Origin of the sequence: Streptomyces sp. NPDC048442, assembly GCF_040651475.1 — a bacterium.
Lineage (GTDB): Bacteria > Actinomycetota > Actinomycetes > Streptomycetales > Streptomycetaceae > Streptomyces.
Map to the genome: position 1 here is coordinate 1 of NZ_JBEZKB010000027.1, position 24616 is coordinate 24616.

Here is a 24616-nt window from a genome sequence, read left to right on the forward strand (position 1 = left end):
GGGCCGTCTTGGCGGCGTGGAATGCCTCGACTGCCGACGGTGTAGGGCGGGGTGCGGGGGCCCATCCGTCGGGTGTTGCGGTGAAGGGGTACCAGCACCGGTTTCAAACCGGTGAGGCCCTCCTCGTTCCGTTCCCTGTCTACCTGCCGCTCTGTCGGCCGGTCTGCTTCTGCTCGGTGTTCTGGGCGAGGTTGTAGCACCCCAGGATCATGGCGAGCAGCAAGGGCGTCACCACGGCGGCCGGGCTGCGGCCGAGCAGTTGGGCCACGAGCGCCAGCGCGAGGAGAATTCCCGTACAGATCCAGCGTATGCGCTCGCCCAGCTTATTGCGGTCCATTCCTTCTCCTTCATTCGATGCCGCTTCCCGGTCGTTCCGCCTTGTTGCCGACGAGCATGCTGGCGCCGACACAGGTCAATGAAGTGACCCAGTCCCAGGCGCCGGCGGCGCTGAAGTCTTCCAGGTGCTGGTCGTCGATCTCTTGGAGGATTCCAACGTTGGGGCTCATGATGAAAAAATCCGATTCACTTGTCTTTGAATGCGCAGCGGAGCGGGGTAAATCCCTCTCATTGCTGGTCTGGACCTGGAAGACTGTAGTGGGCGCGCATCCACATTTCCCCCGTCCCGAGTACGGGGTTTCCACCTCGACCAAAGACGGGGACGGTGCGGCGGAAATCCGTCCGTCCGGCCACGACGACAAAACCCTGAGCGCGTGGCGCGCCCCGGACTTCGAGTTGCCGTGCTGTCCTGGCATCGGCCAGTGAGCCTCTTCCAACCTGCCGGTGAGGCCATCGAGTTGGCTTGCTGCACGACGCAACGAAGCCCCTGGTGGGCGGGTTCTCGACCAAGGTCGCCCGTGTCCGCCAAGAGCTTCGCTTGCTTGTCCACCCGCCGTCGGTCGATCTGTCCGGCCGCACGCGACGAGAACCCTGTCGAGGTCTCTGCCAACGTTCGGCACCACTCCCCGGGATACGCGATGGCGCAGTACGGTCAGCGCCGCGCGGAGGGGGCCAGGAAGCTCGCCTCTGGGACGGCGCAACGCATCGGCCTGGGGGGGATTGAGTGAATGCCCGGATGCGTTGGTCACGCGGGGGGGGGGGGGGGGGGCATAAAATGCCTGGTCAGGGGCCTAAATGCCGGAAGGACGGCCGGGGCCGCCACCCCCCACAGGAGTGACCCCGGCCGCCAATCCGCACGGGCTGTGCGACGAGCCCGTACTCCACTCAGCGCCGCGAGTGCGTTTTCTGTCACACCTCGGTCTGTCAGCGGGTTGTTGCACGTTGTACAGGTCATGGACTAATCGCCCTTTGACGTCGTAGCGTGCACATTCGCGCTGGGGTGGGTCGTGCTGCGTACGCCCACGGGAGAGCCAGTACATCGAAGACCAGCATCGACTGGGGACAGGTTGAGAGAGTGCTGGGGGACGACGCGGAGCTGACCGCCGCGGTGCTCGCGGCGCAGGACGGGAACGAGCAGGCTTTCCGGACTGTGTACCGCGCCGTGCACCCACGGCTGTTGGGTTACATACGCACACTGGTCGGCGAGCCCGAGGCGGAGGACGTCGCGTCCGAGGCGTGGCTCCAGATAGCGCGCGACCTCGACCGGTTCAGCGGCGACGCCGACCGGTTCAGGGGCTGGGCGGCGCGGATCGGCCGCAACCGGGCGCTCGACCACATCCGGATGCGGGGCCGGCGCCCCGCCGTGGGCGGCGACGACACCGAACTCACCGAGAAACCGGCCGAATCGGACACCGTGGGCGAAGCGATGGAATCGCTCGCGACGCACCGGACGATGGCCCTCATCGCGCAGCTGCCGCAGGACCAGGCGGAGGCGGTGGTGCTGCGCGTGGTGGTCGGGCTTGACGCGAAGAGCGCGGCGAAGACGCTGGGCAAGAGGCCGGGTGCGGTACGGACGGCCGCCCACCGGGGGCTGAAGAGGCTCGCGGAACTGCTGGAGAGCAGGGGGGTCGGCGAGCACGCGGAGTACGTGGAGCACGAGGATCGTGCGGCGTACGAGGAGTCGGAGCACGCGGGGCGTGCCGAGTGGGCTGCGGGGGGCGAACTGGACGGCGTACCTCCGCAGCGGGACCGGCGGGCGGCCGCAGTGGCAGGACTGATGCGCGGGAGGCCGCGCGCATCGCAGGGTGTGACGCAATCGCGCGCGCGGACGCAGAAGGAAACGTGATGGCCGACGAGCGCTACGAGTGGCTTGACAAGGAAACGGCGGAACGGCTGCTGCGCGGACAGGCGGGCGACGGGACGTCGGGTTCCGGGTCTGAGTCTGGTTTCGCTTCGGGTTCCGGGTCCGCTTCGGGCCCGGGTTCTGTATTCGCGTCAGGGGCCGATGACGCGTCGGGAGCCGATGTCGCGTCCGAGGCCGAGGGCGTGTCCCGGTCCGAGGGGGCCGAGGGCATGTCCCAGTCCGAGGGCGTGTCCGGGCCCGAGGGCGCGTCCCGGTCCGAGGGCGCGTCCGGGGCCGAGGTCGCGTCCGAGGTGGCGCGGCTTGCCGTCGTGCTCGACGGGTTGCGTACGGGCGTGGGAGCGGCAGGTGCGGGAGCGGGCGCCGGAACCGGTGAGCTTCCCGGTGAGGCAGCCGCGTTGGCGGCGTTCCGGCAGTCCAGGACCGTCGTTTCGGCGCGGCGGCGCAATCGGTGGGGCCGGCCGTTGCGCCTCGGTCTGGTGAGCGTGCTCGCGGCGGGGACGCTCGGCGGTGTGGCCGTCGCCGCCGGTGCGGGGGTGCTGCCCTCGCCCTTCCCGTTCGCCCGCTCCGGCTCGGAGCCCGATCCCGCCTCGTCGGTGTCGGCCGCGTCCGACCCCGACTCTTCGGACTCCGACGGGACCGGTCAGGACGTGGAAGCGGACGTGGATCCGGAACGCAGCGGACGCCCCGAAGACCCGGCGGACGCCCATACCTCCGGCACCTCCGACCGCGACCCGTCCCCCGGTACCGGCGCGAACCGCGAGGTCCCAGGGAAGGACAAGGACCGGGGCAGCGGCTCGAACGATTCGGGTTCGGGCGCCGTCGCGGGGACCGGTTCGGACCACGGCACATCCGACAGCTCCGACTCCTCGGGCTCGTCGTCCTCGGGTACGGACGCGACCGACAGCGCCGGTACGCAGGGCAGACCGTCCGGCGAGTGGCAGCGCCGTACCGCGAAGGCCTGCCGGGAATACCGGGCCAACCGGCTCCCCCCGCACGTCAGGAAGTACCTGGAAGCCCAGGCCCAGGGCTCCGACGGCGTCAACCGCCTCTGCGACCGCGTGCTCGGTGGCGGCTCCGTGCCCGTACCCGGCCCGGGGCAGAGCGACGGCGCCCAGGGCGGCAACGGAGCACCCAGCGGCGGGAGCGGCCCCGGAAGCGGAACCGGAAACGGAGACGGCGACGGAGCCGGTGGCAAGGACGAGAACGACGGCGGGGACGGTGGGAACGGCAAGCAGGGCGAAGCCGGCGGCACTCAGCAGAGTGGCGTCAGGAGCGCGGTCATGAGCCCTGCCCTGAGCCTCGTCCGCAGCGCCGCCTGAGCCCTGTCCGCAGCCGTGACTCCGCCTGCGGTGGCCCTGCTGCTCACCACTTCGCGCATGGTGTGACGTTTTTCGGGGCGGTGACGCTGTAGAGAGTGAGCCGACTGGTCATCGGCTGCGCATGAGCCGGGGTTCCCCCCGTACCTACGGCTCTGCGCACCTGGCGCGGGCGGGATTCGTTCCCCCGGTCCCGCCCGCGCCTCTTTTCACGGGCCTCGTCCCTTTCATGGGCCTCGTACCGCAGCTGCTTCTGTCCGCCGTTGACAATCGCTCCGCCGTTGACAACCGCCGTCCGCCCGGTCTCTAATGGCCGGCGTGCAGCGCGGTGCCGGCCACAGAGCAGTGGGCAGGCCGGCGACCGAGCCAGCACCTTCTCCGCAAGGGGCCAACGCGATGAGTCCAGACTCAGCACCCCTCACCTGACGCCGTTCGTTCCGCGTCCCGCTCCACCTTTCTCCGCTCCACACTTCTCCTCCGCGCCGCACGAGTGCGCCCCAGTGCGCCTCGCTTGCCACGGAGTCACCCACACCTGTTCAGGAGATGTCGACACCGCATGTCGTCCGCAGCCACGCCCGCAGCCACGCCCGCAGCAGAGCCCTTCGACTTCAACCAGTGGGTCATCGACCAGTTCCGTGCCCACGAGGGAAAGGTGGGCGGCCCCTTCGAGGGCGGTGACCTGCTCCTTCTCACCACCAGGGGCGCGAGGTCCGGCAGGCAGTTCACCGTTCCGCTCGGGTACGCCCGTACCGAGGACGGTCAGCTCATCGTCACCGGCTCGAACATGGGCGCCCCGGAACACCCCGCCTGGTACCACAACCTCCTCGCCCACCCCGCCGTCGAGGTCGAGGTCGGCGCGTCGTCCTTCGGCGCGGTCGCCGTCCCGGCGGAGGGCGAACGCCGCGACCGCCTCTTCGAGCGGATCGTCCGCGCCGCCCCCGGCTACGCCGACTACCAGAAGCAGACCACCCGCACGCTCCCGGTGGTCGTCCTCGAACGCACCGAGTATGGAGCCAAGTCCGGAGTTGGGTCCGGAGCTGAGTCCGGAGTGGAGTCCGGCCCCGGGAACGGCGGGCCGCGCCCGATCCTGACCGTCGGCGACAAGCTCATGGAGATCCACACCTGGCTGCGCGGCCAGCTCGCCCGCATCCGTACGGACGCCGAGGCCCACTTCGAGGCGGCGGTCTCGTTCCCGGGCGCGCCCACCCTCCCCGGCCTGGGCCTCCAGATCCGCCAGCACTGCCTGGCCTTCTGCGAGACCCTCGACTTCCACCACAAGAGCGAGGACGCGGCGGTCTTCCCGCAGATCGAACTGCACCACCCGCACCTCGCGGACGCGCTCGCCCAACTCCGCGACGAACACGCAAGGGTGTCGGAGCTCAAGTCCCAACTTGCCGCGCTTCTGGGCGAGTTCCAGACCGCCGACCCCGGTGTCTTCCTCGCCGAACTCACCCGAATGTCCGACGAGTTGACCGCTCACATGGACTACGAGGAGTCGGTGATCCTCCCGATCCTGTCCGGCATCCCGCTCCCGTCGGGCCCGCCCCCGGTTAGCGCGTAGCAGTGGCCATGGCGGTGAACCGGTGAAGCAGCACGTCCAGTTCACCGCCTGCGCTCTTTCCGGCCCACGCCAGATACCCGTCGGGCCGCACGAGAAAGAGCCCGTCGCCGTACGCGGCCAGGGTGGGGACGTGCAGCGTCCGCAGCCAGTCCCTCTCGTACGAATCCAGGTCCGGGTCCGCACTCCCCGCCGCCGGATTCCCCACCGCGAGCAGTGTGAAGTGCGGCCCCCGGAGGGCGTCGAAGAGCCGCCCGGCGCCGCCCGGCAGTACCGCGTCCGGTGCCCGGTCGCCCGCCTCCAGTACCCCGGCGGCGCCGACGGCGAGCGGTCCGCCCCGGTAGCCGATCCCCATCTGCTGGGTGGCCGCGCCCCGCCGCTCCTGCCCGTGGTGCACCCGGGTGCTCAGCCCCAGCATGGCGACGGCGACGGGGCGGCGCTCCGCCTCGTACGTGTCGAGGAGCGCGGGATCGGCCCCGTACCGCAGCACCTGGCCAAGCTTCCAGCCCAGGTTGTACGCGTCCTGGACGGAGGTGTTGAGGCCCTGGCCGCCTGCCGGGGAGTGGACGTGCGCGGCGTCCCCGGCGAGGAAGACGCGGCCTTCCCGGAATCGTTCGGCGAGGGCGGCGCGCGGCCGGAAGTCCGACGTCCACAGCACGTCGGTGACGTCCTCGGCGCTCAAGTGGGTGCGTTGGGCGATGAGTTGGCGGACTCCGGCGGTGGACGTGTCGGGGGTCGAGCCCTCGCTCGCGTACCGCGCCATGAGCTGGAAGTCGCCCGTCCCCGGCAGCGGGCAGAGCGTCAGCAGGCCGTCCGGGGCCTCCGCGAAGAAGTGCCAGTTATCGCGGTCGAGGGCGTCGGGCCGTAGGCGTACGTCGGCGACGAGCATGGGCGCCGGGTCGACGCTCTCGCCGTCCATCCGGATCCCGAGCGCGGCCCGGACCGTACTGCGCCCGCCGTCGGCAGCGACGACGTACGAGGCGCGCAGGGTGCTCCCGTCGTCGAACCGGACGCTCACACCATCCCCGTCCTGCATCAACTCACTTACGGGACAGCTGAATTGGACGGACCCTCCCAGCTCCTCCAGCCTCCCGTGCAGAATCTCCTGCGTCCGCCACTGGGGCAGCATCCACGGCCGACCGCAGTAGGGCTCGGCCTCCGTCTGCGCCGTCGACTCGAACATGTCGTACGCGCCGATCCGCTCGCCGCCCTCCCGCCAGGCCATCCCCACGGGCGCGGGACCGCCGGCCGCGAGGACCGCCCCGACTACCCCCAGGTCGTCGAAGACCTCCATGGTCCGGGGCTGCATGCCCTTGCCGCGCGAGCCGGGGAAGAGCCGGTCGGCCCGTTCGGCGACGAGGGTGCGTACGCCGCGCCGGGCGAGCTCGCAGGCGAGGGCGAGCCCGGTGGGCCCGGCGCCGACGATCAGAACCTCTACGTCTTCCCCGGATTCCCGGGCGTCCTTAACGTTGTTAAGTTCCATGTTCGCCAGCCTGCGCTTAACGCTGTTAAATTGTCAAGGTGGCTACGACGAAACTGGACCGGAAACTGGTCGCCGAGACCGCCCTGCGACTGCTCAACGAGGTGGGCCTGGAGGGCCTGACCCTCCGGGCCATCGCCAAGGAACTGGATGTCAAGGCCCCCGCCCTCTACTGGCACTTCAAGAACAAACAGGCCCTGCTCGACGAGATGGCCACCGAGATGCTGCGCCGCATGACGGCTGAGTTCATGGGTCGCACGGGCGGCCTGACCTGGGACGAAGCCCTCTCCCTCGCGATGCGCGGCCTCCGCGCCCATCTCCTGCGCTACCGCGACGGAGCGAAGGTCTACAGCGGCACGCACTTCACCGACACGTCGTACGCGGCCCCGATGGAAGCCCACCTCCGCGCCCTCGTCGACGGCGGCTTCACGCCGGAGAGGGCGGCCCGTGCCTGGTTCACCGCGTACGGCTACACGATCGGGTACGTCATCGAGGAGCAGTCGATGGGTCCTGCGCCGGGGGAGGCACCCGAGGAGGGGTACGACCTCGCGGCCCGCGCGGAGCGGCTGGCCGCCTACCCGCTGGCGGCCCGGTCGGGCCCGGTCATCTTCGCCTCGGCCGACGAGGGCTTCGAGCTGGGCCTGAAGGCGGTGGTGGCGGGGATCGGGGCGGTGTTGCGGGCACCGGCGGGCCACTCGGACGAGTGATCTCGAGCGGAACGTCAGCTCTGCTGGTTACGCTCGTGGACAGTGGACTCCCGGAAGGAGAATGCCGTGGCCGTAATACAGCACGAGACGACGATCGGCGAGGTCGCTGAGCAGATCACCCGCGTGCTGACGGGGCACCGCGTGGAGATCATCCAGGGGAGGATCACTGTGACACCGCCAGCGGACGGGGGGCATGCCCTGACGTTGACCTGGGTGATTGAGGAATACGGAAGGACGGTGCGGGGGAAGGGGCTGCGGTCGGTGCAGGGAGTCGGCCTGTGGCTGCCGTCAGGCCCGCAGGACTACGCGGTTCCGGATCTCTCGATCGTGGACGCGGATTTCCGCGATGCCCACGTGGAGAAGAACTGCTTCGCTCCGCACGTCTTCCGCATGGTGCTGGAGGTGACCTCCTCCAATTGGGCCGACGACCTCGGCCCCAAGGTCGAGTGCTACGCGCAGGCGGGCATCCCGATCTACGTCGTCGCCGACCGGCGTCACGACGAGGTCCTGCTGTACACGGACCCTCGCGAGGGTGTGTACCAGACCCGCACCCCGTACAAGCGCGGTACGTCCGTCCAGGTGCCGAAGTCGCTCGGCCTGGACATGGAGCTGTCCGTGGACCAACTCCTGGACGGCGACCCCGACGACTGACGTCCCGGCCCGGTTTCCGGCTCAGCCCTGTGTCGTACGCCGCAGCCGCACCACCGGGATGTCCCGGTCCGTCTTCTTCTGGTAGTCCGCGTACGGCGCGAACAGCTCCACCAGTCCCGGCCAGACCCGCGCCTTCTCCTCCGCCGACAGCGTCTCCGCCCGCGCCGCGAACCGCTCGGTCTCGACACGGAGTTGGACGTCCGGGTTCTCCTGGAGGTTCAGGTACCACAGCGGGTGCTCGTCGGCCCCGCCCTTCGACGCGACGATCAGATAGTCGTCGCCGTCGCGGCCGTAGATGAGGACCGTGCGGCGCAGGGTGCCGGAGCGGCGGCCGGTGTAGTCGAGCAGCAGGCACGGGGCGCCCTGGATGGTCAGGCCCTTCGTGCCGCCGGAGGATTCGTACAGCTCGGCCTGCTTGGCCACCCAGCCGGTGGGGCTGACCTCGACCTTCTCGGTCATGTGAACTCCCGTGGTGCGTCGGTGCGTCGGTGCGTCGGTCCGTCGACGAGATGCTTCTTCCGTGCAACGTACGGTCCCGCTGGGTGATTCCTTCCGGGCGACACGGGCGCGGTCTCGGTATGGGCCAGGGGCTCCGCCTGCTCGTGGCCTGAGCGACACGACATGCACCGCAAGCACCGCATGCACCGCATGCACCGCATGGTGCTCAGTCCGCCAGGACATCCACGTGCGGCAGATCCCGGTGCCGGTGGTGGGCCGTGGTCATGGCGGCCAGGTGGGGGCGGTCCAGGGCCGTGTACGCCAGAGTGAGGAGTGTGTGGGCGTGCGCTTCGAGAGCCGTGTCGCCGGCCGAGGCCCAGTGCAGGTCGCGGCCCAGGGTGAGGGCCTCCGCCGGGTCGCCCGCCGCGCAGCGGGTGCGGGCCTCGGCCGTCCGTTCGGCGACCGTTGCCGGGTTGTCCAGCTCCCCGTACACGTACCGCGCGAACTTCTCCTCGTCCGCCCCGTTGTGCGGCGGCCGGTCCAGGATCGTGTCGCCCGCGACCAGGGCGCCCGCACTGTCGAGGGTGGTGAGACGGGTGGGGTCCACGGGGGAGTGGAAGAAGCTTGGGTCGTACGTACGGGAGTAGGCGAGGCCGTGCTCGGGGCGGTCGGCCGTCTCGAACTCACCTATATGCGATCGGAGTTGAGTGAGTGCGTCGACGCGCCTCGTGACTTCCGGGTCCGTCGGGTCGTCGTCGTGCAGGTCGCGCCAGACCCGCTCCAGGATGTCGCGTACGGCGGTGAGCGGGGTGCCGGTCGGGGTGAGCTCGATGCCTCCGCCGTCGTTGTTGTAGTACGAGGCGACTCCGCCGCACGTAAGCCCGTCGTCGAACCACAGGCCGTAGTGCAGGCCGTCCGAGCCGCCGTGCAGGAAGGTCAGGAACTCCGGGGGATCGCGGTAGTAGCGGCCGTGCACGCGGATGTCGAGGCCGGGGCGGGGCGCGCGGGCGGGGTCCGCCAGTACGTCCATGATCCCGGCGGGGGAGACGCCCATGTCCGCGAGAGCGCGGGCGCACTCGGGGGAGAGTGTGTCCAGGAACTCCTTGAAGCGGAAGAGGGAGTCGGGGAGTTCGAAGCCCCAGGTGCGGAGGACTGCCGTCCGGGCGGAATCGGGTTCTTGGTGTGTGCTCATGGGGCGAGGCTAGCCACCTCTTGCACCGCCGCCGTCGGCCGCTCCGGCTGCGGCGCGGACTCCAGCGCGTGCATCATCGGAAACTGCAGGGCCAGCGCGATGACGGTGATGATCACGTGCCGTCGGGGAATGTACGTGGTCATGGTGGGGCTCCCCTCACTGGCCGCCGGTGCCTGGTGGTGCGTATGGGCCAGTGAAGAGAATCTAGGCCGGGGAGAGGGGATCGCGCGTCACCCCCCAGGCCCAACTCCCCTCTGGTACCTGGGTACCAGAGGACTACCCGGCCCCGGCCGGCCGGCCGCCGGCCGGAGTGCTCCTGCCGTTACGCCAGCAGCCGCCGCGCCCGCCGCGCCATCCTCCGTACCGTCGCATTGCGCGGAATGAACGCCAGCTGCTGCGGCACCGCCCCCGGCAGCGCGAGCGCCGTCAGTCGGCGGCGCTTGAAGTAGCGGCGGGTCCTGGGCGAGAGGTGGGAGAGCAAGTAGCCCTCGGCGCGCGTGCGTTGGGCGCGCAGGACCTGCGGCTGCATCGCGAAGCCGACGGCTGCGAGGAGCGCGCTCAGCTCGCCGACGGGTGGGGGAGGGGCGGCACCCGAGCCCGACGCCTCCAGGTCCGGGAGGAGCGCGTCGACCAGCGTCACCGGGATGCGGTTGCTGTTCTCGTACGGGGTGAGGCGTTCGAGGAGTACGTCGGTGCCCACGCGTGCCACCGGGATCCCGTAGAAGGTGTGCGCGGTGAGGAGCGCCGTCGAGAAGCAGCTGACGACCAGGGCCGGGCGCAGTCGGCGGAAGAGCACTTCGGCGAGCAACGGTGCGTCGAAGACGGTGAGTTGGGCGCCGAGCCTCTCCGCCTCCCGCTCCAGCAGCTGCGACCAGCGGCCCGGTGCGGACGGGTGCGGCTTGAAGACCACCCGGCGGTGGCCGCGCGCGACCGCACCCCGCAGCATCCGTACATGCAGGTCCTCTTCCTCCTGTGGCGTGAGGATGGAGAGCGCGGAGAGGTACTGGCCGAGGAGGAGGGCTGGGGCGTCGGCATCAGTGTCCGATGCCAGGCCGCCGTCGCTGTCACCGGCGCCGTCGGACAGTTCGCCCAGTACGGACAGGAACGCTTCCTTCGGTACGATCCCCGGCCGCACCCCGAACTCACTCAGCAGCAGTGGCCGCAGGCCCGGCACCAGGTCCAGGTGGAGCAGGCGCCGAACCCGCCCGCCGACCAGCGGATCCAGCTTGTTGCGGGTAGGGCCGTAGCTCATCAGCCCGTCCGCGTACACGTCGATCGGGGCGTCGGGGAAGCAATGGGCGACCGCCTGCGCGGGAGCGACCTGGATCGACTCCAGGACGAGGGAGAGCGAGGAGTCTCCGAGGTTCCACTCGCGCCTCAACTGCCGTTCCCACAGGGGGACATCGTCTCCGCGCGGTGTCCATCCGCCCGGGTGCAGCGGGGCGATCGCCGCGTTCCAGTCGAGCACGTCGTCGAAGCGGCCCCGGAGCGACTCGAAGCCCGGGGCCTCCGTCAGCGGTGGGGTCGTCTCCGGGGTGGCCGCGTTGTTGCTGACCAGCAGGATGCGGCGGGTGGCGGGCGGGAAGAGGTCGCTGTCGATCGCGGCGGCGAGGGTGGCCGTTCCGTACAGGGTGGAGGCCAGGAAGATCTGCGTCGTGGGTGCCGGGGTCATCGGCGGCGTCGGTGACATCAGCGCACAGCTCCCGTCGGTCCCTGCACCTGTCCCAGCCCCAGCCCGGGTGCGCGCCGCAGTCTCCGCAGCCGGGTCGCCCGGTCCGTGTCCATCGAGTTCAGGGCCTCGTTGAGGATCTGCTGCGGCATTCGCCGCAGTGCCGCCGCGCTCATCGCCCGCAATTTCCTCGCCACCGCCGGTTCGAACCTTTCCGTACTTCCCAGATGGTGGGAAATGATCGCGCAATATGTGCGTACCACCTTCGGAAGAAGGGAACGCGCGTCCGCATCCTGGGCTGTTTCCGCCAGTACCTGATCAAAAGCGCGGATGAAATCCAGTTGGCGCACATCCCCGATCTGAGTGAGCGAGGAGGAAATTCCCCGGCGGTAGAAGACGCCGAGAAGTCCCACCACTCCGAAGGAATCCGCCTCCCGGTGCAGCCGCCAGATCCACGGCCGGTCCTCAGCCGTGCGCAGCCCGTCCGTGAAATGCAGCAGACCCCGGTCCAGGAGGCGGCGGTGGTAGATGCCGGCCCAGGCGTACGCGTAGTCCACCGAGGTCGACCGGTCGGCGGGGAGGATCGCCTCGCGCGGCGACCCGGACTCGCCGCGCCGGCCGTGCGGGACGCGCTGCACCGTACGGGTGCGGCCCGTGCACTGGACGTGGTCCGTACGGACGAAGTCGCAACCCAACTCCTCGATTGTGGCGAGGAGTTGACCGAGATAGCCGGGGGCGAGCCAGTCGTCGCCGTCCAGGAAGGTCAGGTATGTGCCGCGCGCCGCGTCCAGGCCCGTGTTGCGGGCGGTCGCCAGGCCGCCGTTGCGCTCGTGTCTGAGGAGGACCGCGCCCGGAAGGTCGCGTTCCGCGCGACGGAGGAGCTCCGGGGTCTCGTCCGTCGAACAGTCGTCGACGAGAAGGAATTCGAAGTCCTCGCGCGCGTTCGCACGCAGACTTCTCAGGGCATCTGGGGCGTATGTCTGCACGTTGTAGAACGGCACGACGACGGAGAGCTTGACCACCCGGGGGACATTAGGGCGTGCGGACGGATCAGGAGTGAACTGGTCATGTCGCAAAGGTGAATCACGAGGTCTTCCGGCACCGGAATCCGAGCGTCGATTGCTGTTAACCGGCTGTTGCAGCCGAGTTGGGCCGAGAAACGGAACCGTTCTCTAGCTTTCTCGTCGTGCCAGCAAGAACAAGCAGCGGAACAAGCAGCGGTAATTCACTGCGAGTTGCTGTACTCGCGGATTCGGACACTCGTTGGAAATGGGGTGCGCTCACTGCTCGTCGGATTGTGGGAAAGAGCGACCCCGACGGCTCCGGCGACTCCACCGTCACCGGCTTCCTGCTGCGAGGCCGCGCCACTCCCACCGCACGTCAGCTCAGCGAGGTCGGCGGGGGGCTGTCCGCGCCGCGTGAGGTGACCGGAGCCGAATTCATCGGCGCCGTGGGCCGGGAATCGTACGACGTGATCGTCCTCGCCCTGGTGGGCGGCTCCGTCCAGGCACTGCTGCACGGCCTCGCCCGCCTCTGGACCGGCCGGGCCCGCCGGCCGGTCCTCGTCACCGGCTACGTCGGAGTCGTGTACGAAAAGCTCGCCGACGGCCTGCTGCTGCGGCACGGAGCGGACCTCGTCCTCGCCAACTCGCCTCATGACGAACGGCGGTTCAGGGAGGTGTACGAGGGAGTGGGCGCGGACGCGTCGGCGGTGACCGGCGCGCAGCTGCCCTTCCTCGGCGGTACGCCCTACGGCGGTGTCGCCGACACGGTCGTCTTCGCCGCACAGCCGTCCGTGCCGGAGCGGCGGGCCGACCGCACGTATCTGCTGCGCCGGCTGGTCGAGCACGCACGGCTGCACCCGAGGCGTGAGGTGGTGCTGAAGCTGCGCAGCAAGCCGGGGGAGCACACCACGCATGTGGAGGAGCTCCCCTACCAGCGGCTGGTACAGGACCTCGCCCTCGCCCCGCCGCCCAACTTCCGCCTCGCGTACGGGCACATGGGGGAGGTGCTGGACCGGACCGGACTGCTGGTCACGGTCAGCTCCACGGCCGCGCTGGAATCGCTGCACCGCGGCATTCCCACCGCCGTACTGACCGATCTGGGCGTACGCGAGCCGTTGGGCAACCACCACTTCCTCGGCTCCGGCTGCCTGACCTCGTGGGACCGCCTCGACGCGGGGCACCGGCCGACGGCGGACGAGGAGTGGCTGGTCAGGCACGGCGTGACGACGCAGCACGATCCGTACGAGGCGGTACGGGAGAAGATCGCGGACCTCCTCGCCCGCCCCGCCCTTCCGCCGCCCGCGCCCTTCTACACCGCGGAAACCGCCCCCGGCTACCTCCCCGGCATCCTCGCCCGCCACCGCCTCGACGAGGCGCCGCCCGCGCAGGTCACGGGCGTACGGCGGGTCGTACGCGACGCGGTGCGGGATGCGGCGCGGGGGGCCTACCGGCACGGGGTGCAGCGGGTGGCGCCCGTAATCCGACGCATGGGAGAGCTGTGATGCATGCCCCTCGAAGAGTCCTGGCGGTCATCCCCGCACGGGGTGGGTCCAAGGGCGTTCCCGGAAAGAACCTCGCCGAGGTGGGGGGAGTGCCGCTGCTGGTACGTGCGGTACGGGCGTGCCTGGCCGCGCGGCATGTGACCGAGGTGGTCGTCTCGACGGACGACGACAAGATCGCGGCGGCCGCGCTGGCTGCCGGGGCGGAAGTGGTGGTGCGGCCGGGGTCGCTGGCGGGCGACACCGCCACGAGCGAGGCGGCCGTGCTGCATGCGCTGGACGCGCAGGAGCACGACCCGTCCGTGGTGCTGCTGGTGCAGTGCACGAGTCCTTTTCTTACGGGGGAGGACGTGGACGGGGTGGCGGGGGAGGTCCTCGCGGGGGCGGATACGGCGGTGACGGTGGCGCCCTTCCACGGGTTCGTGTGGCGGGAGGGGGAGCTTTCCGAGGAGGAGCCGCTGCCTGAGGCGGTGGCGAGCGCGGACCGGAGCGTGGGGGCGCGCTCCGCGTGGGGGCCGCCCCCTTGCCCGCCCGTTCCGCCCCCGGGGGGCGGCCCCGCCGCCCAAGGGGGCTCGGGGCGCGGGGAACTGCGCGACCAGCCACGACGCACCCGCACGGGATCCGGCGTCAACCATGACAAGTCCACCCGGCCCCGCCGGCAGGACCGTCCCCAGGACTTCCTCGAAACCGGTGCCGCGTACGCCATGGCCGTCCCCGGCTTCCGTACCCACCGGCACCGTTTCTTCGGGCACACCGCCCTGGTCCTTACCGACCCCGCCCGGGTCCTCGAAGTCGACGATCCCTGCGACCTCGGCCGGGCCCGTGCCCTCGCGCCCCTTCTCGATCCGCCCTCGCGGCCCACCCTCCAGGACGTCGACGCCGTCGTCATGGACTTCGACGGGACGCAGACCGACGACCGCGTGCTGGTCGACGCCGACGGGCGCGAGACCGTCGCCGTGCACCGGGGCGACGGGCTCGCAATCGCCGCGCTCCGCGACGCCGGGATTTTGGTGCTCACCCTCTCCACCGAGCGCAACCCCGTCGTCGCCGCCCGCGCCCGCAAGCTCCGCATCCCCGTCCTGCACGGCATCGACCGCAAGGACCTCGCGCTGAAGGAGTGGTGCGAGGAGCAGGGCGTGGACCCCTCCCGCGTCCTCTACGTCGGCAACGACGTCAACGACCTCCCCTGTTTCGCCCTCGCGGGCTGGCCCGTTGCCGTGGCCGACGCCCACGGCAGCGTCCGCGCCGCCGCCCGCACCGTGACCACCACACCCGGCGGCAGCGGAGCCATCCGCGAGATCGCCGCCTGGCTCCTCGGCCCGACCCTCAACACCCCTACCCGTCACACCCCCAACTCCCTTTAAGGACACGCAAGATGACCAACACCTCCCGCCTGCGCACCCTCGGTACCAAGACCGCGGGCCCCGGCCACCCCGTCTACATCACCGGCGAGATCGGCATCAACCACAACGGCGACCTCGACAAGGCCCTCGCGCTGGTCGACGCCGCCGCCGAAGCCGGCTGTGACGCCGTGAAGTTCCAGAAGCGGACCCCCGAGATCTGCACCCCGCGCGACCAGTGGGACATCGAGCGCGACACCCCCTGGGGCCGCATGACGTACATCGACTACCGGCACCGCGTCGAGTTCGGCGAGGACGAGTACCGGGCGATCGACGCGCACTGCCGCGAGCGCGGCATCGACTGGTTCGCCTCCCCGTGGGACACCGAGGCCGTCGCCTTCCTGGAGAAGTTCGACGTGCCCGCCCACAAGGTGGCGTCCGCCTCGCTCACCGACGACGAGCTGCTCCGCGAGCTCCGCGCCACCGGCCGTACGGTCATCCTCTCCACCGGCATGTCGACCCCGGCCCAGATCCGGCACGCCGTCGAGGTGCTCGGCAGCGCCAACATCCTTCTCTGCCACGCCACTTCGACCTACCCGGCCGTCGCGGGCGAGCTGAACCTGCGGGTCATCAACACCCTCCAGGCCGAGTACCCCAACGTCCCGATCGGCTACAGCGGCCACGAGACCGGCCTCCAGACCACCCTCGCCGCCGTCGCCCTCGGCGCCGCGTTCGTCGAGCGGCACATCACGCTCGACCGCGCCATGTGGGGCTCCGACCAGGCCGCGTCCGTCGAGCCCGGCGGCCTCACCCGCCTCGTCCGCGACATCCGCACCATCGAGGCCTCGCTCGGCGACGGCGTCAAGAAGGTGTACGAGTCCGAGCTCGCCCCGATGCGCAAGCTGCGCCGGGTCCCGGGCGTGGTCGCCGAGCAGCAGCCCGTAGGAGTCTGATCGCCATGCCTCCAGCCAGCACCCCGGCCGGCAGCCCCGCCAGTACCCCCGCCAGTACCCCCGCCGGCACCTCGGCACCCGCCACCCCCCGCACCCTCGCCTTCGTCGAGAGCCCCGTTCAGCTCCTCAACGTCCTGGAGTGGGCCCACGTCAGCGCGCACGACATGGCGGAGGTGACCGTCGTCGTCCTCTCTCCCCGCGACCCCATGTCCCGCGGCCAGCTCCGCCGGATGGCCGAGCTGGCCCGGGACGAGGGCTGTGCGGTGCGCTGGGAGGAGGCCCGGGAGGGGGCCGGGGCGCCGCTGCGTACCGTCGGGGGGCTCGCACCCGCCCTGCGGCGGGCCGAGCGGGTCGTCATCGGCGACCCCTTCTCCCGGTACGTACAGCTGCTTCTCACGCTCGTACGGGCCCAGGCCCTGGTGGTCGTGGACGACGGGACGGCGACGATGGAGTTCGCCGGGCAGCTCGCCCGCGGGGAGCGCCTGGTGCGCTGGCACCGGCGCGGCAGCCGCCCGGGGTTGCGCGAGCTCCTCCTCGCCCCCGTCACCACCTCCGCGCGCCGCCGGCTCGCCCCTGGCCCCCGGCGCACCGTGGAGCTCTTCACCGCCATGCCGGTCACCGAGGCCCTGCCCGGCATCACCGTCACCTCCAACGACCTCGCCTGGACCCGCGCCAGGTTCGGCCCGCCCCGGATCACCCGCAGCGCGGACCTCGTCGGTACGTCCCTGGTGGAGACGGGCGTGGTGGACCTGGAGCACTACCTCCGCGCCGTCCGTTCCCTCACCCTCAGCCACGGCGCCACCCGCTACTTCGCCCACCGCCGCGAGAGCACCGACAAGCTGCACCGGCTCGCCCTGGAGACCGGTCTGGAGATCGTCCGGCCCGATCTGCCCCTCGAAGTGATCGCCAGGCGGGGCCCGATCGGGCGTACGATCCTGAGCTTTCCGTCCACGGTCGTACACACGCTCCCGCGCGCACTCGTGGGGACGGACGTAAAAGTTGCGGTGTGCGACATCGACCCCGGCTGGCTGGCGGCCGACGCCTCGCCGCGCGCCCGCGGATTCCTCGCCGGAGTCACCGGGACCGCCCGTGACGTGCGGAAACTCCGCGTACTGCCCGCGACGTAACCAGAAGTCATACCCGTCTCACATCCTGGGCACACCTCGCTCCGTCATTATTCTTACGCCTATCGGGCTGAACTTTTGTTGATGGGTAGGCAGTTGGGGGTCAGGAGCGCCTACCGTGGACGGGGTGAACCAGTTGATCTCCCTCGTGTCCGAAGCCGGTCCCGACGCCGGAGACGATCTCCCCGGCACGCTGCCAGATGCGCTGCGTGCCGAACTGATCGCATTCCGCCGGGACTTGCACATGCACCCCGAGCTCGGCAACCAGGAGTTCCGCACCACCGCCGCGATCAAGGCGCGCTTGGAGCAGGCGGGCCTCGCGCCGCGCGTGCTCGCCTCCGGCACCGGCCTCGTCTGCGACATCGGCGACTGGGACGGCGTGACGCCGATGCTCGCCATGCGGGCGGACATCGACGCGCTGCCCATTCCGGACGCCAAGGTCGGCGTGGCGTACCGCTCGACCGTCCCGGACCGGGCGCACGCCTGTGGCCACGACGTGCACACGACCGTCGCCCTTGGCGCCGGCCTGGTCCTCGCGGAACTGCACGAGCGGGGGCAACTGCCGCAGCCGGTACGGCTGTTGTTCCAGCCCGCCGAGGAGGTACTGCCCGGCGGCGCCGCCGACGCGATCAAGTGCGGGGTACTGGAAGGCGTCGGCAGGATGATCGCCGTGCACTGCGACCCCAAGGTCGACGCGGGGAAGGTCGGCCTCCGTACGGGGCCCATCACGTCGGCCTGCGACCGGCTGGAAATCGCTCTTGACGGACCCGGCGGACATACCGCCCGCCCGCACCTGACCACGGACCTCGTGACCGCTGTGGCGAAGGTGGTGACAGAGGTCCCCGCGGTCATCTCGCGCCGCGTCGACGCCCGCTCCGGGCTCTCCGTCACCTGGGGCCGCATCGAGTCCGGCCACGCCTGCAACGTCATCCCGATGCACGCCGAGCTGGCCGGCACGGTCCGCTGCCTGGACCTGGACACCTGGCGCGACGCGCCCGACCTCATCCACGCGGCCGTCGCCGACATCGCCGACCTGCACGGCGCCAAGTCGCAGATCAACTACATCCGGGGCGTCCCGCCGGTCGTCAACGACGCCGCGGTCGTCGACCTGCTGGTCGGCGCGATGGCGGCCCGGCGCGGCCCGCACTCCATCGAGGACACCGAGCAGAGCCTCGGCGGCGAGGACTTCTCCTGGTACCTCGAACACGTCCCGGGCGCGATGGCCCGCCTGGGCGTCCGTACCCCCGGCGACACCACCAAGCGAGATCTGCACCGGGGTGACTTCGACGCCGACGAAAGTGCCATCACGGTCGGGGTCGAACTGTTCACCGCGGCAGCGCTCCTGGACGTACGGAGCTAGTCCCGGAAGGACGGCAGGAGGGGCGTTCGCGGTGGCCGGAAAGGCCCCGCGGGCGCCCTTTGTAGGTTCCTCCAGGGGTGTTCGCTATGCCCCTTGTGAGTATGTACATTGCTTATGTGCAACACCGTCTGGCGAATCAAACGCGCGCGACGATCCGGTAACGACTGCTGAACGGGTCTTTACGTGACATCTACGCGCGTTACGATCGCCGCGAAACCAGCGCCGCTCAGAGGCGCTTCGGTCAGGTTGAAGGAGCGTCCCGTGCGCCGGGTATCCAAGATCGCTGCTGCGAGCATCGCCACTGCGGCCCTCGCATTCACCGCCACCGCGTGTGGCGAGTCCTCCACCGGGAGCTCCAGCTCCGGTGAGAGCGGCAAGCTCAAGATCGGCATGGCCTACGACGTCGGCGGCCGTGGCGACAACTCGTTCAACGACTCCGCCGCGCGCGGCCTGGACAAGGCCAAGAAGGAGTTCGGCGCGGAGACCAAGGAGCTGACCGCCAAGGCCAGCGAGACCCCGGCCGACCGCGAGGCGCGCCTCGCCTCGCTCGCCGAGGGCGGCTTCAACCCGGTCGTGGCCGTCGGCTTCGCCTACAAGGACGCGGTCGACAAGGTCGCCAAGAAGCACCCGAAGGTCGCCTTCGGCCTGATCGACTCGATCTCCTCCGCGAAGAACGTCGACAGCATCGTCTTCACCGAGGAGCAGGGTTCCTACCTCGCCGGTGTCGCCGCGGCGCTGAAGTCCAAGACCGGTGAGGTCGGCTTCATCGGCGGCGTCGACGTTCCGCTGATCAAGAAGTTCGCCGCCGGCTTCCAGCAGGGCGTCAAGGAGACGAACCCGAAGGCCAAGGTGCAGATCCAGTACCTGTCCACGGGTACGGACATCACCGGCTTCGGCAGCCCCGACAAGGGCAAGCAGGCCGCCAAGGGCATGCTCGACAAGGGCATGGACGTCATCTTCGCCGCCGCGGGCGGCTCCGGCGCCGGCTCCATCGAGGCCGTCGCGGACAAGAAGGGTGCCTGGGCCATCGGCGTCGACTCCGACCAGGCCATGGACCCGTCGCTGTCGAAGTACAAGGCGTCGATCCTCACCTCCGTCGTGAAGAACGTCGACACCGGTGTCTACGAGCTGGTCAAGTCCGTCAAGGACGGCAAGCCGAAGGCCGGCACCTCCACCTACTCCCTCGCCGAGAACGGCGTCGCCCTGACCACCACGGGTGACCACCTCAAGGACATCCAGGCCAAGCTGGACGAGGCGAAGAAGAAGATCGTGGACGGCACCATCCAGGTCAAGTCCACCCTCTGAGCCACCCCCTGAGGGCCACCTCTTGAGGAGGGGGCCCGGCGAGGAGCTTCGGCTGCTCGCCGGGCCCCCTTCACTGTCCGCTGCTCGCCGGGCCCCCTTCACTGTCCGCTGCTCGCCGGGCCCCCTTCACTGTCCGCGCCCGGGTGCCGGAACCGTCGGACGAACCGGAACGGCCTCGCCCCGCTTCACTTTTGGGCCAGGCTGCTCCACAATTTGGCGGAGCTACGCGCGTAGCGAGCGCCGTGCGCGGTACTTTTCCGCCACACCCTGCACGCGACACCCCGTACGCCGTACCCGCCGAATTCCCCGCCTCAGCTTCTCTTCGCCTCCTGCCTAGGAGAGTGCGCCATCAAAGCGTCCAGCAGTCCCCATGCCGCCTCCGGTGCCGCAGCCAGTCCCGCTGTGGAACTGCACGGCATCACCAAGCGTTTCCCCGGTGTCGTCGCCAACCACGACATCGCCATCACCGTGCGCCGCGGCACCGTCCACGCCCTCGTAGGTGAGAACGGTGCGGGCAAGTCCACCCTGATGAAGATCCTCTACGGCATGCAGAAGCCGGACGAGGGCACCATCACCGTCGACGGCACCCAGGTGACCTTCAACAGCCCCGGCGACGCCATCGCCCGCGGCATCGGCATGGTGCACCAGCACTTCATGCTCGCGGACTACCTCACGGTCCTCGAAAACGTCGTGCTCGGCTCGGAGAAGCTGTACGGCATCGGCGACAGGGCCCGCGCCAAGATCAAGGAACTCTCCGACGCGTACGGGCTGAACGTCCGGCCCGACGCCGTCGTCGAGGACCTCGGCGTCGCCGACCGCCAGCGCGTGGAGATCCTCAAGGTCCTCTACCGCGGCGCCCGCACCCTGATCCTCGACGAGCCGACCGCCGTGCTCGTACCCCAGGAGGTCGACGCGCTCTTCGCGAACCTGCGCGAGCTCAAGGCCGAGGGCCTCACCGTCATCTTCATCTCGCACAAGCTGGGCGAGGTCCTCTCGGTGGCCGACGACATCACCGTCATCCGGCGCGGCACCACGGTCGGCACCGCCGACCCGGCGCACACCACGCCCAAGCAGCTCGCCGAGCTCATGGTCGGCAGCGAACTGCCGTCCCCCGAGACGCGCGAGTCGACCGTCACCGACGTACCGATGCTCACCCTCTCGGACCTGCGGCTGAGCGCGACCGACCCGGACGGCGTAGTCCGCACGGTGCTCGACGACATTGCCTTCACCATCCACAAGGGCGAGGTCCTGGGCATCGCCGGCGTCGAGGGCAACGGCCAGGCCGAACTCGTCGAAGCCATCATGGGCATGCGCACCCCGGACACCGGAGCGCTCACCCTCGACGGCGCCGACATCTCGGCCACCCCCACCCGCAAGCGGCGCGAGAGCGGCGTCGGGTACATCCCCGAGGACCGCCACAAGCACGGCCTCCTCCTGGAGTCCCCGCTGTGGGAGAACCGGATCCTGGGCCACGTCACCGAGAAGCCCAACAGCGGCAAGGGGCTCCTCGACCTCAAGGCGGCCCGCGCCGACACCCAGCGGATCGTGCGCGAGTACGACGTCCGCACCCCGGGCATCGACGTCACCGCGGCCTCCCTCTCCGGCGGCAACCAGCAGAAGCTGATCGTCGGCCGCGAGATGAGCCACACGCCCAAGCTGCTCATCGCCGCCCACCCCACCCGTGGTGTGGACGTCGGCGCACAGGCGCAGATCTGGGACCAGATCCGCGAGGCGCGCCGCGAAGGTCTTGCCGTACTCCTCATCTCGGCCGACCTGGACGAGCTGATCGGGCTCTCCGACACCCTGCGGGTCATGTACCGGGGCCGCCTGGTCGCCGACGCCAACCCCGCCACCGTCACCCCGGAGGAACTGGGCTCGGCCATGACCGGCGCCGCCGCCGGACACCTGGTGGCCAGCGCCGAGGACCTGGCACAGGCCCAGGCCGAAGCCGCCGCCGGGCGCGAAGAAGTCTCCGACACCCACCCCCTGACTGGGGGAGAGGACCGATGAAGAAGTTCGACAAGGAGCGGTTGCTCCTGGGCATCGCGGCCCCGCTGCTCGCGATCGTGGCCGCATTCCTGGTCACCGCCGTGGTGCTGCTCGCCACCGGCAAGGAACCGTTCAGCGCCTTCGGGATCATGTTCGACTACGGCACCAAGTCGGACAGCCAGGTCTACATCCTGAACAAGGCCACCACGTACTACCTGGCAGGTCTCGCGGTCGCCGTCGGCTTCCGCATGAACCTCTTCAACATCGGCGTCGACGGCCAGTACCGCCTGGCGGCCTTCTTCGCCGCCGCGGTCGGCGGCGCGCTGACCCTGCCCGGCATCGTCCAGATCCCGCTGATCATCCTCACCGCGATGATCGTCGGCGCCATGTGGGCCGGCATCGCGGGTGTCCTCAAGGTCACCCGCGGCGTCTCCGAGGTCGTCTCCACGATCATGCTGAACATGATCGCCACCGCGATCATCGGCTACCTCCTCCAGCAGGGCCGCCTCGGCCACCTCGACGCCGCCGGCACCAAGGTCGCCACCACGCCGCTGCCGGAGTCCTCGCGCTTCTTCGTCTTCCCGACGCTGCCCGACCCCATCTGGGGCTTCATCGTGGTCGCCGCGATCGCGGGCGTCGCGTACTGGTTCATCCTGTCGCGCACCCGCTTCGGCTTCGACCTGCGCACGGTCGGCCAGTCCGAGTCGGCGGCCGAGGCGAGCGGCGTCAACGTCAAGAAGATGATCGTCACCTCGATGCTGATCTCCGGCCTCGTCGCCGGTCTGGTCGGCATGCCGACCCTGCTCAACGACTCCTTCGAGTACGGCGGCGACTTCCCCACCGGCATCGGTTTCACCGGCATCGCCATCGCCCTCCTGGGCCGCAACCACCCCATCGGCATCGCGCTCGGCGCGCTCCTGTGGGGCTTCCTGGAACGCGGCGCGGGCAAGCTCGAATTCGAGGGATACGACCGGGAGATCGTCGGCGTCATCCAGGGCGTCATCGTCCTGTGCGTCGTCATCGCCTACGAAGTCGTGCGCCGTTACGGCCTCAAGCGCCAGCAGCGGCAGGTCGGCGAGAAGCTCGCCGCCCAGGCCAACAACTCCGAGAAGCAGGAGGTGTCGGCGTGAGTACGGCGACTTCCGTCCCGGCGGCGGCCCCCAAGGCCCCCCGGGGCAAGCAGGCGGGCAAGCGCCGCCTCTCCTTCCCCACGGTTCTGCTGATCATCGCGGGCGCGCTGGTCGCGCTCTCGGCGGTACGCGCCATCACCGGCGCGCAGGACATCACCGCGGCCGGCCAGATCGGCGCCGCGCTCTCTATGGCCGTACCGATCGGCCTCGCGGGACTCGGCGGCCTGTGGGCCGAGCGCGCGGGCGTCGTCAACATCGGCCTCGAAGGCATGATGATCCTGGGCACCTTCTTCGGCGCCTGGGCCGGCTGGCAGACCAACCCCTGGATCGGCGTGCTCGCCGGTGTCGTCGGCGGCATGTTCGGCGGTCTGCTGCACGCCGTCGCCACCGTCACCTTCGGCGTCGACCACATCATCTCCGGCATCGCGATCAACATCCTGGCGCTCGGCGTCACCACGTACTTCGCCAAGCTCTGGTTCAACAGCGGCGAAGCGATGACCAAGGGCGGCAGCCCCAAGCAGTCCCCGCCCGCCGACGACATCGGCACGGTGACCTTCCCCGGCGTCTCCGACTGGCTGTCGAGCATCGAGAAGCACCACTGGTTCTTCGTCTCGGACGTCGCGGGCATCCTCGGCGGCCTGGTCACCAAGGTGTCGCTGCTGACGGTCCTCGCGGTCCTCCTCTTCGCCCTGACCTTCTGGGTGCTGTGGAAGACCTCGTTCGGGCTGCGGCTGCGCTCCTGCGGCGAGAACCCCATCGCCGCCGAGTCGCTCGGCGTCAACGTCTACAAGTACAAGTACATCGCCGTCATCGTCTCCGGCGGCATGGCAGGGCTCGGCGGCGCCTTCCTCTCCCTGGTCACCTCGCACATCTACAACGAGGGCCAGACCGGCGGCCGCGGCTACATCGGCCTCGCGGCGATGATCTTCGGCAACTGGCGGCCGGGCGGCCTCGCCATGGGCGCGGGCCTGTTCGGCTTCGCCGACGCGCTCCAGCTGCGCAACGGCGGCTCGTCCGTGCACGCGCTGCTGCTGCTCCTCGTGGTGCTGCTGGCGGTCCTGGCGCTCTGGAAGGCGTACAAGAAGGCGTACATCGCGGCTGCCATCTCCGCCGTCGTCGCGGCCGGAATGCTGGTCTGGTACCTCGGTACGGACACCGTGCCCACCGAGTTCGTGAGCGCCACCCCGTACGTGGTGACGCTGCTCGTGCTGTCGCTGTCCGCGCAACGGCTGCGGATGCCGAAGGCGGACGGTATGAAGTACCGCAAGGGGCAGGGCAAGTGACGCTCACCGAAGCCGGCTGGGAGAAGCTGCGGGTGGCCGCGCGGGACGCCATGTCCCGGGCGTACGTCCCGTACTCGAAGTACCCGGTCGGCGCGGCGGCGCTGGCCGACGACGGCAGCGGCACGGTCCGCACCGTCGTCGGCTGCAACGTCGAGAACGCGTCGTACGGCCTGTCGCTGTGCGCGGAGTGCGGCCTGGTCTCCGCGCTCCAGGCCGGTGGCGGCGGCCGCCTGACGCACTTCACGTGCGTCGACGGGCAGGGCGCGACCCTGATGCCGTGCGGGCGCTGCCGTCAGCTGCTGTACGAGTTCGGCGGCCCCGAGCTCCTGCTGGAGACCTCGACGGGGGTCCGCACCCTCGGCGAGATGCTGCCGGACGCCTTTGGACCGCAGCACCTCACGGGCTGAGGTCCACGGCA

General features: G+C 70.2%; 24 protein-coding genes. 16 read left to right on the top strand and 8 right to left on the bottom strand.

Features of this window, described 5'->3' with window-relative positions:
• Positions 1-139: 139 nt before the first annotated feature.
• A complete protein-coding gene (locus AB0D18_RS31620) occupies positions 140-337 on the bottom strand; it encodes a hypothetical protein (protein ID WP_362426273.1) in 198 nt (65 codons plus the stop codon).
• 10 nt (positions 338-347) lie between these two features.
• Positions 348-506, bottom strand: coding sequence for a hypothetical protein (locus AB0D18_RS31625; protein ID WP_362426276.1), 159 nt, complete (start codon positions 504-506; stop codon positions 348-350).
• Between AB0D18_RS31625 and AB0D18_RS31630 the strand changes: the two genes are divergently transcribed.
• The 4 genes from AB0D18_RS31630 (at position 505) to AB0D18_RS31645 (ending at position 5077) form a co-directional block, all read left to right on the top strand.
• On the top strand, positions 505-762 hold the full coding sequence (locus AB0D18_RS31630; RefSeq protein ID WP_362426278.1) for a hypothetical protein: 258 nt from the start codon (positions 505-507) through the stop codon (positions 760-762). The genes AB0D18_RS31625 and AB0D18_RS31630 overlap by 2 nt on opposite strands.
• Positions 763-1411: 649 nt before the next feature.
• Positions 1412-2182 carry an RNA polymerase sigma factor gene (locus AB0D18_RS31635; RefSeq protein WP_362426280.1) on the top strand — a complete coding sequence of 257 codons (771 nt, stop codon included), beginning with the start codon at positions 1412-1414 and terminating at the stop codon, positions 2180-2182.
• A 227-nt stretch (positions 2183-2409) separates the two neighbouring features.
• Positions 2410-3519, top strand: coding sequence for a hypothetical protein (locus AB0D18_RS31640; RefSeq protein WP_362426283.1), 1110 nt, complete (start codon positions 2410-2412; stop codon positions 3517-3519).
• Between the two features lie 553 nt (positions 3520-4072).
• Positions 4073-5077 carry a nitroreductase/quinone reductase family protein gene (locus AB0D18_RS31645; protein WP_362426286.1) on the top strand — a complete coding sequence of 335 codons (1005 nt, stop codon included), beginning with the start codon at positions 4073-4075 and terminating at the stop codon, positions 5075-5077.
• On the opposite strand, the gene AB0D18_RS31650 is transcribed toward AB0D18_RS31645, so the two are convergent.
• A complete protein-coding gene (locus AB0D18_RS31650) occupies positions 5067-6557 on the bottom strand; it encodes an FAD-dependent monooxygenase (RefSeq protein WP_362426289.1) in 1491 nt (496 codons plus the stop codon). The genes AB0D18_RS31645 and AB0D18_RS31650 overlap by 11 nt on opposite strands.
• A gap of 38 nt (positions 6558-6595) precedes the next feature.
• On the opposite strand from AB0D18_RS31650, the gene AB0D18_RS31655 reads away from it, so the two are divergent.
• Together AB0D18_RS31655 and AB0D18_RS31660 are read left to right on the top strand one after the other, a co-directional pair.
• Entirely contained in the window at positions 6596-7261 is a 666-nt protein-coding gene (locus tag AB0D18_RS31655; protein ID WP_362426292.1) for a TetR/AcrR family transcriptional regulator C-terminal domain-containing protein, read from the top strand.
• A gap of 66 nt (positions 7262-7327) precedes the next feature.
• A complete protein-coding gene (locus tag AB0D18_RS31660; RefSeq protein ID WP_362426295.1) occupies positions 7328-7912 on the top strand; it encodes a Uma2 family endonuclease in 585 nt (194 codons plus the stop codon).
• 21 nt (positions 7913-7933) lie between these two features.
• Here the strand turns inward: AB0D18_RS31660 and AB0D18_RS31665 are convergent, their stop codons facing one another.
• From AB0D18_RS31665 to AB0D18_RS31685, 5 genes are all read right to left on the bottom strand, one after another.
• Positions 7934-8371, bottom strand: a complete 438-nt coding sequence (locus tag AB0D18_RS31665; RefSeq protein ID WP_362426298.1) for a nitroreductase family deazaflavin-dependent oxidoreductase — start codon at positions 8369-8371, stop codon at positions 7934-7936.
• Positions 8372-8576: 205 nt separating this feature from the next.
• Positions 8577-9542, bottom strand: a complete 966-nt coding sequence (locus AB0D18_RS31670) for a hypothetical protein (protein WP_362426301.1) — start codon at positions 9540-9542, stop codon at positions 8577-8579.
• Positions 9539-9685 (bottom strand): hypothetical protein, encoded by a 147-nt coding sequence (locus AB0D18_RS31675; protein WP_362426303.1) that lies wholly within the window; start codon positions 9683-9685, stop codon positions 9539-9541. The genes AB0D18_RS31670 and AB0D18_RS31675 overlap by 4 nt, the downstream gene beginning before the upstream one ends.
• Positions 9686-9864: 179 nt before the next feature.
• Positions 9865-11232, bottom strand: a complete 1368-nt coding sequence (locus tag AB0D18_RS31680; RefSeq protein ID WP_362426306.1) for an alpha-2,8-polysialyltransferase family protein — start codon at positions 11230-11232, stop codon at positions 9865-9867.
• The gene (locus AB0D18_RS31685) at positions 11232-12233 is read right to left on the bottom strand and encodes a glycosyltransferase family 2 protein (protein WP_362426309.1); all 1002 of its coding nucleotides are present in this window, start codon (positions 12231-12233) and stop codon (positions 11232-11234) included. Before AB0D18_RS31685 ends, AB0D18_RS31680 begins: the two co-directional genes overlap by 1 nt.
• A gap of 164 nt (positions 12234-12397) precedes the next feature.
• Between AB0D18_RS31685 and AB0D18_RS31690 the strand changes: the two genes are divergently transcribed.
• The 10 genes from AB0D18_RS31690 (at position 12398) to AB0D18_RS31735 (ending at position 24605) form a co-directional block, all read left to right on the top strand.
• Entirely contained in the window at positions 12398-13717 is a 1320-nt protein-coding gene (locus tag AB0D18_RS31690; RefSeq protein WP_362426312.1) for a DUF6716 putative glycosyltransferase, read from the top strand.
• Positions 13717-15078, top strand: a complete 1362-nt coding sequence (locus AB0D18_RS31695; RefSeq protein WP_362426315.1) for an acylneuraminate cytidylyltransferase — start codon at positions 13717-13719, stop codon at positions 15076-15078. The genes AB0D18_RS31690 and AB0D18_RS31695 overlap by 1 nt, the downstream gene beginning before the upstream one ends.
• Before the next feature lie 11 nt (positions 15079-15089).
• A complete protein-coding gene (locus AB0D18_RS31700; RefSeq protein WP_362426318.1) occupies positions 15090-16007 on the top strand; it encodes an N-acetylneuraminate synthase family protein in 918 nt (305 codons plus the stop codon).
• Between the two features lie 5 nt (positions 16008-16012).
• Positions 16013-17134, top strand: coding sequence for a hypothetical protein (locus AB0D18_RS31705; protein ID WP_362426321.1), 1122 nt, complete (start codon positions 16013-16015; stop codon positions 17132-17134).
• A gap of 133 nt (positions 17135-17267) precedes the next feature.
• Positions 17268-18491 carry an amidohydrolase gene (locus AB0D18_RS31710; RefSeq protein ID WP_362426598.1) on the top strand — a complete coding sequence of 408 codons (1224 nt, stop codon included), beginning with the start codon at positions 17268-17270 and terminating at the stop codon, positions 18489-18491.
• Positions 18492-18752: 261 nt separating this feature from the next.
• The gene (locus AB0D18_RS31715; protein WP_362426324.1) at positions 18753-19796 is read left to right on the top strand and encodes a BMP family ABC transporter substrate-binding protein; all 1044 of its coding nucleotides are present in this window, start codon (positions 18753-18755) and stop codon (positions 19794-19796) included.
• A gap of 402 nt (positions 19797-20198) precedes the next feature.
• On the top strand, positions 20199-21806 hold the full coding sequence (locus AB0D18_RS31720) for an ABC transporter ATP-binding protein (RefSeq protein WP_362426327.1): 1608 nt from the start codon (positions 20199-20201) through the stop codon (positions 21804-21806).
• Positions 21803-22915 (top strand): ABC transporter permease, encoded by a 1113-nt coding sequence (locus AB0D18_RS31725; protein WP_362426330.1) that lies wholly within the window; start codon positions 21803-21805, stop codon positions 22913-22915. Before AB0D18_RS31720 ends, AB0D18_RS31725 begins: the two co-directional genes overlap by 4 nt.
• Entirely contained in the window at positions 22912-24198 is a 1287-nt protein-coding gene (locus AB0D18_RS31730; RefSeq protein ID WP_362426333.1) for an ABC transporter permease, read from the top strand. The genes AB0D18_RS31725 and AB0D18_RS31730 overlap by 4 nt, the downstream gene beginning before the upstream one ends.
• Positions 24195-24605, top strand: coding sequence for a cytidine deaminase (locus AB0D18_RS31735; RefSeq protein ID WP_362426336.1), 411 nt, complete (start codon positions 24195-24197; stop codon positions 24603-24605). The genes AB0D18_RS31730 and AB0D18_RS31735 overlap by 4 nt, the downstream gene beginning before the upstream one ends.
• Positions 24606-24616: the final 11 nt, after the last annotated feature.